16 protein-coding genes are annotated in these 13,788 nt (G+C 35.8%); 15 read left to right on the top strand and 1 reads right to left on the bottom strand.

What is annotated here, in order from left to right; translation table 11 throughout:
* Positions 1–96 precede the first annotated feature (96 nt).
* The 13 genes from RYK16_RS01950 (at position 97) to RYK16_RS01890 (ending at position 9,833) form a co-directional block, all read left to right on the top strand.
* Complete coding sequence (locus RYK16_RS01950; protein WP_314850416.1) at positions 97–1,791, top strand: phospho-sugar mutase; 1,695 nt, start codon at positions 97–99, stop codon at positions 1,789–1,791.
* A gap of 56 nt (positions 1,792–1,847) precedes the next feature.
* The gene (locus RYK16_RS01945; protein ID WP_314850415.1) at positions 1,848–2,165 is read left to right on the top strand and encodes a DUF4298 domain-containing protein; all 318 of its coding nucleotides are present in this window, start codon (positions 1,848–1,850) and stop codon (positions 2,163–2,165) included.
* Positions 2,166–2,189: 24 nt separating this feature from the next.
* Complete coding sequence (locus RYK16_RS01940) at positions 2,190–2,735, top strand: hypothetical protein (protein WP_314850414.1); 546 nt, start codon at positions 2,190–2,192, stop codon at positions 2,733–2,735.
* Between the two features lie 7 nt (positions 2,736–2,742).
* The gene (gene lspA / locus RYK16_RS01935) at positions 2,743–3,210 is read left to right on the top strand and encodes a signal peptidase II (protein ID WP_314850413.1); all 468 of its coding nucleotides are present in this window, start codon (positions 2,743–2,745) and stop codon (positions 3,208–3,210) included.
* Complete coding sequence (locus RYK16_RS01930; protein WP_314850411.1) at positions 3,182–4,096, top strand: RluA family pseudouridine synthase; 915 nt, start codon at positions 3,182–3,184, stop codon at positions 4,094–4,096. The genes lspA and RYK16_RS01930 overlap by 29 nt, the downstream gene beginning before the upstream one ends.
* A complete protein-coding gene (locus tag RYK16_RS01925; protein ID WP_314850409.1) occupies positions 4,096–4,896 on the top strand; it encodes a rhomboid family intramembrane serine protease in 801 nt (266 codons plus the stop codon). Before RYK16_RS01930 ends, RYK16_RS01925 begins: the two co-directional genes overlap by 1 nt.
* Positions 4,897–4,899: 3 nt before the next feature.
* On the top strand, positions 4,900–5,394 hold the full coding sequence (locus tag RYK16_RS01920; protein WP_294207559.1) for a dCMP deaminase family protein: 495 nt from the start codon (positions 4,900–4,902) through the stop codon (positions 5,392–5,394).
* Positions 5,395–5,436: 42 nt separating this feature from the next.
* Positions 5,437–6,507, top strand: coding sequence for an alpha/beta hydrolase-fold protein (locus RYK16_RS01915; protein ID WP_314850406.1), 1,071 nt, complete (start codon positions 5,437–5,439; stop codon positions 6,505–6,507).
* Positions 6,508–6,794: 287 nt separating this feature from the next.
* Positions 6,795–7,226, top strand: a complete 432-nt coding sequence (locus RYK16_RS08355) for a cation:dicarboxylate symporter family transporter (RefSeq protein ID WP_399554517.1) — start codon at positions 6,795–6,797, stop codon at positions 7,224–7,226.
* A 41-nt stretch (positions 7,227–7,267) separates the two neighbouring features.
* Complete coding sequence (pyrF, locus tag RYK16_RS01905) at positions 7,268–7,972, top strand: orotidine-5'-phosphate decarboxylase (protein WP_314850404.1); 705 nt, start codon at positions 7,268–7,270, stop codon at positions 7,970–7,972.
* 1 nt (position 7,973) lies between these two features.
* Positions 7,974–8,606 (top strand): orotate phosphoribosyltransferase, encoded by a 633-nt coding sequence (pyrE, locus tag RYK16_RS01900; RefSeq protein WP_314850402.1) that lies wholly within the window; start codon positions 7,974–7,976, stop codon positions 8,604–8,606.
* A gap of 39 nt (positions 8,607–8,645) precedes the next feature.
* Positions 8,646–9,098, top strand: coding sequence for an 8-oxo-dGTP diphosphatase (locus tag RYK16_RS01895; protein ID WP_314850400.1), 453 nt, complete (start codon positions 8,646–8,648; stop codon positions 9,096–9,098).
* Between the two features lie 72 nt (positions 9,099–9,170).
* Positions 9,171–9,833 carry an LURP-one-related family protein gene (locus RYK16_RS01890; RefSeq protein ID WP_314850399.1) on the top strand — a complete coding sequence of 221 codons (663 nt, stop codon included), beginning with the start codon at positions 9,171–9,173 and terminating at the stop codon, positions 9,831–9,833.
* Positions 9,834–9,859: 26 nt separating this feature from the next.
* Here the strand turns inward: RYK16_RS01890 and rnhC are convergent, their stop codons facing one another.
* Positions 9,860–10,732: a ribonuclease HIII gene (gene rnhC / locus RYK16_RS01885; protein ID WP_314850398.1), complete on the bottom strand. Its 873-nt coding sequence runs from the start codon at positions 10,730–10,732 to the stop codon at positions 9,860–9,862.
* A gap of 73 nt (positions 10,733–10,805) precedes the next feature.
* On the opposite strand from rnhC, the gene RYK16_RS01880 reads away from it, so the two are divergent.
* Positions 10,806–11,465, top strand: coding sequence for a CvpA family protein (locus RYK16_RS01880; RefSeq protein WP_314850396.1), 660 nt, complete (start codon positions 10,806–10,808; stop codon positions 11,463–11,465).
* Positions 11,466–11,473: 8 nt separating this feature from the next.
* A complete protein-coding gene (locus RYK16_RS01875) occupies positions 11,474–13,786 on the top strand; it encodes an endonuclease MutS2 (RefSeq protein ID WP_314850394.1) in 2,313 nt (770 codons plus the stop codon).
* Positions 13,787–13,788: the final 2 nt, after the last annotated feature.

The following is a 13,788-nucleotide window of genomic DNA, read 5'->3' as shown; positions in this document are numbered from 1 at the left end:
AACAGATTGTTGTGCTTTATGAATTTATCTTCCCATTGTTTCAACATTTCTTGTTTTAGTTTAAAATGAAGATACATAATCGGAGGGTTAAAAATAATGGATTATAAACAAAGATATGAAGAATGGGTTCAAATGTTACCTGAGGGTGACCCCCTGAAAGATGAATTGTTGGCTATCAAGGATAACGATAATGAAATTAAAGAGCGTTTTTATCAAAATTTAGCATTTGGTACTGCTGGTTTACGTGGCATTGTAGGTGCTGGTACTAACCGCATGAACTTCTATACAGTTGGCAAAGCAAGTCAAGGTGTAGCAGAGTATATCTGTGCACAGGGACAAGAAGCGATGGATAAGGGTATTGTCATTGCACATGATCCACGTCACTTCTCCAAAGAATTCTCACAGTTATCTGCTGGTATTTTCGCAGCGAATGGAATTAAGACTTATGTCTTCCCAGACTTACGTCCAACCCCTGAACTTGCGTTTATGATTCGTAAATTAGGTACAACATCTGGTATTAATATTACAGCTTCTCATAATCCAAAGGAATACAATGGTTATAAAGCGTATTGGAATGATGGTTGTCAGGTTAGTAGTACTGTAGCAGATGGTATGGAAGAAAGAATCAATGCAGTTGATATTTGGAATGGTATAAAAAAGTCAGACTTCAATGAAGGTGTAGCTTCAGGAAAGATTGTTGTATTATCTGAAGAATATGACCGTGCATATTTAGATCTTGTAGAAAGTCTAGCAATCCATAGTGGCGATGAAATTGACTTAAATATTCCACTTGTTTATACACCGCTCAATGGTGCTGGTTCTATTCCATTTGCAACAATGATGAAGGACCGTGGATTTACGAATTGGCATATCGTTCCAGAACAGAAAGATCCAGATCCAGACTTTACAACAGTTGGTTATCCTAACCCTGAAAGCCCTGCAGCCTTCAAGATGAGTGAAGAACTTGGTAAGAAGGTTGGTGCAGAATTATTAATGGCTACTGACCCAGATAGTGACCGTTTCGCAATTGAATTACGTGATGATGATGGTAACTATATCCCATTAAATGGTAACCAGACAGGATACTTATTGGTTAATTACATCTTAGAAGGTCACAAGAGCGCTGGAACATTACCTGAAAAGGGTGTCATGATTAAGTCTATTGTTACTTCTACAATGAGTACTGTCATGGCAAATGCGTATGGTGTTGAAATGTATGAAGCATTAACAGGCTTCAAGAATATTTGCGGACGTATTCCTGCATTACTTGAACAGGGATATACTTATCTATTCGGTTATGAAGAATCCGTAGGTTACGCAGCTAGTGTTGATATCCGTGATAAGGATGGAATCTCTGCTGGTATGTTAGTAGCAGAAGCTGCAGCGTACTATCGCAAGCAAGGTAAGACATTATGGAATGTATTACAGGAGTTATATGAGAAGTATGGCTTCTATGCAGAAGATGAACCAAATCTTGTATTAGAAGGTATTGCAGGTGCAGAACGTATCAAGCGTATGATGGTTTCTATTAGAAACAATCTACCAACAGAAGTTGCTGGATACAAAGTAGAGAAGGTAATTGATTACTTACACGGATATGAAGATATTCCTGCATCTAACGTATTACGTTTCTACTTAGATAACGATAGTTGGTTTGCGGTACGTCCATCTGGAACAGAGCCAAAGATTAAGTTCTACTTCTATACAAAGCAAGCCTCTCGCAAAGAAGCTCTTGCAGTAAATGCGAAGATTAAAGAAGCAGTATTAGACATCGTAAATGCAATTGAATAAAGATACCCTAGGGTATCTTTTTCTAAGTTATGCTAAAATATTAAAAGGTGATAAATATGAAAAAGAAAACAAAACAAGTAGAACGTATTGAAACAATGGAAGCAAATATGAATGAAGTAAATGCCGTGCTTGCAGAAACAATCAAGGCAACAAAAAAACTAAAGCGTGTAATGAAGAAGTATGATGCGGTTAGTAAGTATTATAGTAGTCAGGATTGGTTTGATGATGCACAAGCACATAACGATGGAAAACTTCCTGAAGATTTAAATTGTGGAGTACTATCGGAAGATCTTGCGTATAACATGATTGGTGATATGTATTACTATGCATTATCACAATTGGAATTTGTAACAAACTTCTTAAAGAAACACTAAAGTATTTGATAGGAGGATGTTAAAATGAGTAACATGAATAAAAATACTACACATACAATTTTTCAAGTTGGTCAGAAATATCCTTCTTGTGAAAATGGAATTTGGATTGATTTTAAAGATAATACATTCTTATTTGTAGTAAAGGATGATATATGGACAACAGAGGAATTAAATAGATTAAAGACATCTGATGTGACCATATCCTTTATACAAAAAGGGATTATCGATGCGTTTATATTAGAGATATTTGATTGCTTGGAAGCTAGTGACTTACCATTCTATGCAAAGGATGGAGACCATGACTTTATTGAGGCAATCAAATCTGAAAATTTGTTTGCGTTTGAAATTGTCTTTGTAAGTGGTAATGATGAAGTTGTGGCTGTTCGTCATGAAGTATTCGATAAGGAAGAATCAGCCACATTACATGAAAGACTTCAAAAAAGATTGTTCGAAGAAACAGAAGGATCTATGTTTGAAGCCGCATATGAAAAGCTAGTTTCACGCTATGAACCTTTTGAACTCTTAGAGTTTGCAGTATTTACAAAGAACTATAGTTTACGAAAGAATTGAGGTAGTTATGATTTATATCGGTATTATTATCGTTACAGTATTAATTGATTTATGCACAAAGATGTGGGCAGCTAGTTTAGGCTTGTTACATGATATCCCTGTAATAGAAGGTTTCTTTCATATTACATATGTACAAAATACCGGTATGGCTTGGTCCTTACTATCTGGACAGCAGGGATTACTAGCACTCGTTGCGGCAGTAGCGATTGGTCTAATGGCTTGGTATTTATTTATTAAGAAAACTGATTTTTTAACCGGAATCGCACTTGCGCTAATGATTGGTGGTGCAGCAGGTAATCTGATTGATCGCTTATTCTTGAATTACGTAAGAGACTTCTTGAATTTCTATATTTTTGGCTATGATTTCCCAGTGTTTAATGTTGCGGACATGGCTTTATGTATTGGTGTATTTTTATTGTTAATCGCAACATGGAAGGAAGAAAATAATGGCAAAACAAACGTGGATCGTAAGTGAAGATACAAAAGAAAGATTAGATAAATATTTAAGTTCTAATACAGAACTATCTAGAACACGCGTGCAACAACTCGCAGATGAGGGCATGATTTTTGTTAATGGAAAAGTTGCAAAGAGTTCATTAAAGGTTGTAAGTGGTGATGAAATTAGCTGCGATGTGCCTGAAGATCGTCCTGTCGATATTCTTCCTGAGAATATTCCATTAGATATTTTGTATGAAGATTCTGATATTATCGTTATCAATAAACCAAAGGGTATGGTAGTTCATCCAGCTCCTGGAAATTATTCCAATACGATGGTAAACGCATTGTTATATCACTGTAAAGATCTATCAGGTATTAATGGTGTGATTCGTCCAGGAATTGTTCATCGTATCGATAAAGATACGACAGGCTGTATTGTGGCATGCAAGAATGATAAAGCGCATGAGGCGATTGCCAAGCAATTAGAGAATAAGACTTGTCATCGTGTCTATAAAACAATTGTTGTTGGAAATATCACACATGATGATGGTTTAATCGATGCGCCAATTGGACGTGATCAACGTGATCGTCAACGTATGAAGGTTACTGAAGAAAATAGTCGTGACGCAAGAACACATTTCCATGTACTAGAACGTTTTAATGTCGCAACGTATCTAGAATGTCGTTTAGAGACAGGTAGAACGCACCAAATTAGAGCACATATGAAATATATTAATCATCCAGTCATGGGTGATGATAAGTATGGTCAACCATGTCCATACATGGATACAGAGGGACAAGTACTACACGCAAGTGAATTAACACTTGTTCATCCTACGACCGGAGAAACAATGACATTCCACGCACCACTACCAGAATACTTTGAAAAATTACTTGCGATTTTGCGTAAGAGGGTAGCGTAATGAAACAAAGAAAGACTGTTGCGACAAATGTTATTATCGCAATATGTTTTGCGGTATGGCTGTTTATTCAGCTATTTCCAAGCGATAGTACAATTACCAATTCAATTTTGATTGGTGCTTTCTATAAGCCTTTTGTTTTAGCAGGTGAGTACTGGCGTTTACTAACAGCTGGATTTGTTCATGTTGATTTGTGGCATTTAGCTATGAACATGATGGCATTGTTATCACTTGGTAAAATCTTTGAGCCACTCTTAGGAGTAAGAAAATATTTATTAATTTTAATTCCATCCATTATTGTTGGTTCGTTATTCGTATTAGCTTCACCAGAGAATAGTTTTGTGGTAGGACTTTCTGGTGGAATCTATGGATTGCTTGCGGCGTATATAACGCTAATTCTACGTACAGGTGGTTGGAGAATGCCGCCAGTACGTGCAGCGTTAATGAACATGTTATTTATCAATCTCTTATTAAACTTCTTACCAAATATCTCTGTACATGCACATTTAGGTGGGTTTGTAACAGGGCTAATTATATATGGCTTTATTACTACTGAGAAAGAAGAGGTTTATAAACGCATTAATCATATCGTCGCTCTAGTTGGTTTGGTCATTGTTCTATGTTTTATTTCATGGCAAAATCGCTCTATTCCAACTCGCTCACGCTATTTAGGAACGGATTATAAAGTATTACAGATTTTACACAACGGTCCATTACGTGAGTATTCATATTTCTTAGCAGAAAGATTAGATACAGTATATGGATTAGATGATGGACTGGTAAATGTACTAGGAAAGGAATAAGTTATGACAACACAAAAAAACATCTTAAGCTGGGACGAGTATTTTATGGGGCTTGCTCACTTATCGGCGTTACGTTCTAAAGACCCAAACACAAAGGTTGGTGCTGCGATTGTTGATGACAACCACCGTGTTGTATCTGTTGGATACAATGGTTTTCCAAAGGGATGTTCTGATGAAGTTTTCCCTTGGGGACGTGATGGCGATACATTAGATTCAAAGTATGCCTTTGTTGTACATGCAGAGTTAAATGCTATCTTAAATTCAAAATGGCCAGTTGCAGGATGTACGATTTATGTATCCTTATTTCCATGCAATGAATGTGCAAAAGCAATTATACAATCTGGAATTCATCGCATTGTCTATGAATCTGATAAGTATAATGGTGTAGATACAAATATTGCCAGCAAGCGTATGTTAAAGGCTGCTGGTGTAGAGTTAGTACAACTCAAAGATACAATTCATTTAAATGTTGAAAAGATTCCAAATCCAGAATTATAGAAGATTTGGAATCTTCTCACTTTCTAATGAAAGAAGGTAAAGATGAAGAAATTAATCGTCGTATTCCTATTAATGACTTCGTTACTAGTAGGATGTACGTCAAAGAAAAACTCAGATGATTCAGTAGAGCTGGTATTTCAACCGTACCAGGAAATCCAAAAAGACTCATCTATTTCGTTAGGAATACAAAACGTCCCTACAGGTTATATGAACCCTGCAAAACAACAGGGTAAAGTTGTACGCTTTGATTACATAACAAATACCTATGACTATCAAGATAGAGTTATGAAGAAATATGCGTATGTATATATACCGTATGGATATGAAACAAGTACAAAACGATATGATGTCGTGTATACCATGCATGGTCATACGGGAGATGTAACTTCCTTTCCGGGTGAATTAGATGATTTGACAGATATTAAAAATGTCATTGATCATCTGATTGATAATAAAGAGATGAAGCCAATGTTAATGGTATTTGCATCTTATTATCACGATAATGTTGATATGGATACAGATGATTATGATGCAAGTCTTACGGAAACTTTTGGTAAAGAGTTACAGAATGATTTGATACCGCAATTTGAACATGCATATCGTACATATGCTAGCTCTACAAGTGAAGAAGACTTGATTGCATCGAGAGACCATCGTATCTTTTTAGGTTTTTCTATGGGTGCAGTAACTACCTGGTATCGCATGATGGATAGTATGAGATACTTTAGATACTATGTGCCTTTTAGTGGATCGTTATATTGGGGTAATCGTACGATGGTGAATGAGTATGGACGTGATAATCCAAATTGGACAGCACAACTTTTAGAAAATGCAATCATTGCACAAGGATATACAGCAGAAGACTTCTATGTATTAGCATTAACAGGAACGAAAGATTTTGCCTATCGTACAGTCAATATGCAGATAGAAGACATGAAACAACATCCTGAAATGTTCCACTATGATAGTAATGAAGTGCATGGAAATTTTACGTTATTGTTAGGTGAGAATGAAGAACATGACTATCATGCGAAAAGACTGTATATCTTTAATTCTCTACCAATCATTAGTCAGATGATTGTTCAGAGAGATTTATACACTTTCAAGAAATAGTTATTGACGTAGAGGGTTTCCTATTGTATCCTAATCTACGGAAAAAGCAGGCTTTAATATAGTACGAGATACTATGAAGGCGATGATAGATTACACTCTAGTAGTTTTTTTAGAGGAACTTGTAATAGATTACTTACAACCTTTGTGTATTTTGTGCAAAGGTTGTTTTTTATGAATAAGTGATAGAGATATGAAGAAGACTACAAAAAATCTAACCGTCAGAGATGATGAGTGCACTTGGGTGTGGACTTATCGTTGGTTTAATAATAATTTTCCTAAGAGAGATATTGATCAAAGGTAATCAAGCAGAATTATGGAATACAATAAACAATTTATTATTCGCAGATATCTCTGCGGAGGGTAATGAAAAAGCAATTGGTATCTTCTACATTGTTGGACAATTATTCGTACGTGCATTACAAGTAGTTATCATTCCAATGACATTAACAAGCATCCTAACAATTGGTTTCTTAGCAATCGTTGCATCTGTAGGAACACCTGCAGCACCTGGAGCAGGGGCTGTCATCCTGTTTACAATCCTTAGTGGTATAGGTTTCAATAATGAACTTGCATTAATGACATATACATTAATTCTCGCAATCAATCGTCCAATTGAGATGTTAGTAACATCCCTCAACGTTGTAGGTGATAGTGCTTGTGCAATCGCTGTTGCAAAGAGTGAAGGTGCGTTGGACGAAGAAGTATATAAAAAGCTATAATTGGTTTAACAATATAGATAAAAAATAGGAGGAGAATCAAAATGAGTAAAGAAGTAATCATCGCATGTGACTTTAACAGCCAGGAAAAAACACTAGAGTTTCTACAACAGTTCAAGGATGAAAAACCATACGTTAAAATTGGTATGGAAGTCTTCTATGGAAATGGTCCTGAAATCGTAAGACAGATTAAAAAGCAAGGACACAAAATCTTCCTTGATTTAAAATTACACGATATTCCAAATACGGTTTATCATGCGATGAGCATGCTTGCAGAGTTGGATGTTGACATGGTCAATGTACATGCTGCTGGTACAATCGAAATGATGAAGGCTGCCCGTAAGGCACTAGATGATCATGGAAGTAAGGCAATCTTACTTGCAGTAACACAATTAACAAGTACAACTGAAGAAGCTATGCATGAAGAACTACTCATTCCAAAGTCTATGCAGGAAACTGTTGCTCAATATGCATTGAATGCAAAGAATGCAGGTTGTGATGGTGTAGTATGTTCTCCATTAGAGGTAGAAATTGTAAAGAAGGTATGTGGTGAAGATTTCCAAACAGTTACTCCTGGTATACGCTTTGCGACTGATAGTAAGGGTGACCAAAAGCGTGTTACTACACCTGCAATCGCTCACCAACTTGGTTCTGACTATATCGTTGTAGGAAGATCTATCACAAGAGCAGAAAATCCAGTTGAAGCATACCGTCTAGCCACAAAACAATTTCAGACAGGAGAAGAATAATATGAAGAAGGTAATTGCGAAAGATTTATTAGATATTCAAGCAGTATTCTTAAAACCACAAGAGCCATTCACATGGGCAAGTGGTATCAAGTCGCCAATCTATTGTGATAATCGTTTAACACTTTCTTATCCAAAGGTTCGTGAGGATGTAGAAAATGCATTAGCTGAAATTATTCGTAAAGAATACCCAACTTGCAATATGGTTATGGGTACAAGTACCGCTGGTATTGCGCATGCGGCTATCGTTGCAACAATACTTGGTTTACCAATGGGGTATGTACGTACATCCTCTAAAGATCATGGACGTCAAAACCAAATTGAAGGTAAGCTAATCGATCATGCAAAGATTGTTGTTATTGAAGACTTAATCTCTACTGCAGGATCTGCTGTTGAAGTTGTAGAAGTATTACGTAAAGAAGGGGCTGAAGTATTAGGTATCGCTTCTATCTTTACTTACGGTATGCGTAAAGCAACAGAACGTCTTGCTGAACACAATGTTCGCAACGTGTCTGCCTCTGATTACGACACACTGTTATCTGTCGCAGTAGAAGAAAACTACATCAAGGAAAGTGATGTAGAGGCACTGTTAAACTTTAGAAATAATCCAAGTGATGAAAGCTGGATGTCAAAATAATTCTTTCAATTTATCAATTACTCTTTTATAATGACATGCATGGACAGAAAAAAATTAGTAACACTTACAAATTTATGCATGATAACAAAAGGTGATGAAATCCTTGTCATTGATAGACAAAAGAAAGATTGGCCAGGTATTACATTTCCGGGAGGCCATGTCGAAAACGATGAATCTATCGTTGACTCTGTTATCCGAGAAGTGAAAGAAGAAACAGGTTTAGATATCCAAAGTCCTAAGCTTTGTGGAGTAAAAGATTGGGTAAATTCGGATGGAAGTCGTTATATCGTATTTCTGTATACCTGTAATACTTTTACTGGTGAGATTATCTCTTCTAGTGAAGGAACTGTATCTTGGGTAAAGCGTGAAGACTTCTTAAAGTTGAAGCTATCAGTCGACATGGATGTTTTGCTTCGTGTATTTGAAGATCCTGAACTGACAGAGTTCTATTATCAAAAAGTTAATGAAGAATGGAATATTCACTTAAAGTGAGATTCCATTTTTTCTTTTAATCTTAGAAAGTGCTACTATATAGTTGTAAATATTACCAGGAGGTGAATGATAATGTATATGGGGACAATGCAGCCAGTATTAATTTTGATGGTAATTATGGTTGTAGGAATTTTCGCTATTTCGTTAATCTTTCAAAGATACCACTCTGCAGGAGAAGGAACAGATATTCGTAATTATAAGGAATATGGTGAACCAGCCAAATCACTCTATACAAGTAGATACTTATTTAGCTTTCATAAAGATATTGATGTGACGGATGAAAATGATAATGTGGTATATCATTCATCTTCTAAACTATTCTCTTTTACAAATGAAACAACAATTACTGATGTTGAGGATCGAGTAGTTGCAAGGATAGAAAAGAAACTATTCTCTCTTCACTCTATTCACTATATTGATGTCGTTGGTGGAAAGTCATTCGAACTGTCAAAAGAGTTGTTCCGTATTTTGGATATGAAATTTACAATTGATGAACTTGGTTGGACCTTACAGGGAGATTTTGCAAATCTGAACTTTGTTTTATATAACAACCAAGAACGTGTCATTGCAGTTGTAGGACAAAAATTATTCTCTATGCGAGACAAATACTGCATTGATTTGTATGATGTCAATGAAGAGGCGACAGTTGTTGCAATTGTTATTACATTAGAGAATATGCTGATGGCTAGAAGATCTTCAAGCAGTACTTCTCCATCGCATTCTAGTAATGGATAGGTAATGAAAATACGTGTATAGATTATTTATACACGTATTTTTTCTGTATTTTGAAAATGTAATTTTGCGACTTCACCAAGTCGATCAAATCCATAACGTTCAACAAACTCTTGGGCAACGATGTCGACTTTATCGCCAGAACCTTTTGGGAATGTCATACTGTATTTTTGTTCCATTTCTTCCCAAGTCTTTAAAAAACCATAGCGTGAGATAATTGAGCCAACAGCGACAGATAAGTATTTATCTTCTGCCTTTGTTTCAAAGTGGATACCTCGTATAATCCGTGTATCATTTTTAAGATAACGATAGTAGGATGTTTCTGGTGTAAATTGATCAACAATCTTAAAACTTGGAAGTTCTATCTTCTTTGCAAGGTTGATATAGGCTTGGTTATGTAATTTAGCCTTAATTGCATTAAGATTATTTTCTTCATGAACTTGATTGTATTTTTGTGGTGTTACAATCAATAGACTATGTGGAATTCTCTCCATCAGTAATGGACCGATCTTTAGCATATCTGCATCGGTTAATTTCTTAGAGTCACGTACACCTAGTTTCACTAAGAAATCAACATCGTCCTTTGTGACGTAGCTAGCACATACACAAACAGGACCAAAGTAATCACCGGTACCAACTTCATCGCTACCAGCTTGTGGATATTGACTCGTGAAAGGAGTAGTTGTAAGTACTTCTGGTTCATTTATAAAGGCTGCAGCGTAAATATTTGCGTCTTTCCCTTGGAATACAGTCTTACCAGATGTATAACAAGTAATAACACAATTTTCTGGTTTTAATTGCCATTTTGCGTATTGTGGAGGGGTAGATAAAAATTCGTTAAAAGTAGCGAATAATTGTTCCTCTTGAGTTGGTGTTAATTTTAAAGTTATTGTACTATTCATGTAGTATATTTTATCATGCAGTTGGAAGTTTGAAACGTTTTGTTTTATCATCTTTATATAGGAGGTTTTATTTATGTTTACATTACATGAAAATTGGGCAATCTATTTCAGTGCCTTTGTTGTAATATTCTTTGTTTTAAAAGCGGCCCAAGGTTATAATACAGGGATTCTACGTAGATTGATTGGACTTGTTGGTTCCATTATTTCTTATTGGATTGCGTGGATATTATGCGGTGTATTTGCGAAATATATCAATATCATATCTGTAAAGTCTTTAGGCTTATCTGGGACTCCATTTGAGGCAGTTGCCAAAACATATGTAAACCAGATTGCATGGTTTATCTTATTATTCTTAGTTTTACGTATTTTGTTCTTTATGGTTGATCGAATTGCAAAGGGTGTACATAAAGTTCCAGGTTTACATGCTGTCAGTGCACTACTAGGCGCTGCTTTTGGTGTGCTAGAAGCGTTTGTGTGGATGGTTGTGATAACAGTATTATTACATACACCATTATTTAAAAATGGAAGTTATATTGTAGAAAATTCTTTAATCAAACAAGTAAATCAAGTAACGGAAATGGTTGCTAAGGATTACTTGGGACCGCTATTTAGTAGTGAAGGTTTTTCCAAGATAGGAGAAGATACAAAGTCATTAACTGATTTACAGAGAAATGCTGTTGAAAACTGGTTGAAAGAGAATGGCTTTGTGGAAGAAAGTAAACAAATTAAGTAGGAGTAAATATGAGTGTAATTGGTAGTCTAGAATTGAATGTGATATTAGAACAGGTGAAAAAACAATGTTCTTTTTCACTTGGCATTGAATACGTAGATACCATCAAACCATCTTTTGATCCTCTTGTGATACGTCGTGAACATGCATACATGAAAGAGGCACTAGCAATGTGTATTCATGAAGATCGTCTGCCAATGTCTCAAATTAAAGATTTAAGAGAAATTCTTTTGAATGCGAAAAAAGGTAGAACACTAACAGCACAAGAGTTAATTGATGAAATGTTTTTGATTCAAGGCATTCAAGGAATGTTGAATTACTTTAAATCTATGAATGCATTAGAACATGAACATCTCAGTGATTTATACGATACCCTAATTGTCCATGAGAAAATTGCGAAAGAAATTGGGAATTGTTTAAACCAATATGGTGAAGTAATGGATAAAGCTTCACCAGAGTTAAAATCGATTCGTACAAGTTTATCTCGAATAGATGGAGAAATCGCTGCAGCCGCAAATCGCTTTGTGGCTAGTCATTCTGATAGTGTGGTTGACTCTATTGTAACGATGCGAAATGGTCGTGCTGTCATCTTAGTAAAAGCATCTGATAAAAATATGTATGGTGGTTTACTGCATGGTGATAGTGCTTCAAAACAAGCATCCTATATTGAACCTGCATCACTTGTTGGTTTAAATAATCGTAAGATGGAACTTGTTGAAAAAGAAAAGGAAGAGATTCATCGCATCTTAACGATGTTATCTAGAAGTGTCTCTGCTATAGCGGATGAAGAAATCTCAAACATTGAAACATGTGGTATTTTAGATGCAATCTTCGCGAAGGCACAATGGGGTAAACTTCATGATGGTGTTGCGGCTGAATTAACGGACCAAAAGGAAATAGAAATCATTCGTGCTAAGCATCCACTTATTGATCCAAAGAAGGTAGTGGCAAATAACTATCATTTACGTGATCCAAAGCGTATTCTATTAATCACAGGTCCTAATACTGGTGGTAAGACGGTATCGATGAAGGTCATTGGTCTATTTGTGCTTATGACGTATGTAGGTATTCCTGTTACTGCAGAAAGTGCTATTATTCCTTTCTTTGATAATGTCTTTGTAGATATTGGTGATGATCAATCTGTTGTAGAATCCTTATCCAGTTTTAGTGCACATATCAAGAAACAAGCAGAAATTGTTCGAAATGCAACAGAAAACAGTTTGATATTGATGGATGAAGTTGGCTCTGGTACAGACCCTAAAGAGGGTGAAAGTTTAGCAATCTCTATCTTGAATTATTTACGTGATGTAAAGGCTACTTGCGTTGCCACAACACACTATGGTCGTTTAAAGGCATATGGCAAACGTCATGATGATATTCTAGTGGCTAGTGTACAGTTTGACCAAGAAAAACTTGAACCTACATATCGTTTCATCGAAGGCTTAACAGGACAATCCAACGCATTTGAAATTGCAGAAAGATATGGCTTACCAAAATCAATTATCAAATATGCATCTTTCTTAAAAGAACAAGCCAAATCACAAGAAGATATTTTGATTGAACGCTTAGAAACACAATTAAATGAAACAACGTTAAAGAATGATGAACTGAATCAAAAGATTGCAGAAGTAAAAGCATTACAAGAATCTCTTGTCAAAGAGCGAAATCAACTTTTAAAAGAAAAAGATGAATGGCATAAGAATGCGCAAGCAGAAGCCAATCAATATATTGAAGAAGCTCAACATAAGGCGGATGAAATTCTTGCACAAATGCGTAGTGAGCAAGCAAAGTATCATGAAGTGCTCAATGTACGTAATCAATTGAAGAAGATTCAACCACTCGAAGAAGTGGATGATACAAATTATGATGATATTACATATCATGTTGGAGATGCGGTGGAATTACGTTCTTCCAATCAGGTATGTGAAGTAATCAAGGTTGGAAGAAAAGAAATTACTGTGAGTTTAAATGGAAGAATGATTCATGTAAAGAAGAATCAGATTCGACCAAGTTCACATGTGATTCCTAAGACAAAGACGAATACGTCTGTACATATTCGCTCTCATAATATCTATGCAAGCATGTCTTTAGAATGCAATCTAATTGGCATGCGTGTCGATGAAGGTATTGAGAAGATGAAAGACTATATGGACCAAGCAAAGATTCATGGTCTAAAGACTTTCCGTATTATTCACGGGGATGGTACAGGGAAACTACGTAAAGCTGTTCATGAGCGATTGCGTAATGATAAATCTGTCAAAGAATTTAGACTGGGAATGCCTCAAGAAGGTGGAACTGGTGCAACTGTAGTAACATTAAACTAAAG

Origin of the sequence: uncultured Solobacterium sp., from assembly GCF_963550625.1 — a bacterium.
Taxonomy (GTDB): Bacteria; Bacillota_I; Bacilli_A; order Erysipelotrichales; family Erysipelotrichaceae; genus Bulleidia.
This window is presented reverse-complemented; position numbering and strand designations above follow the sequence as displayed.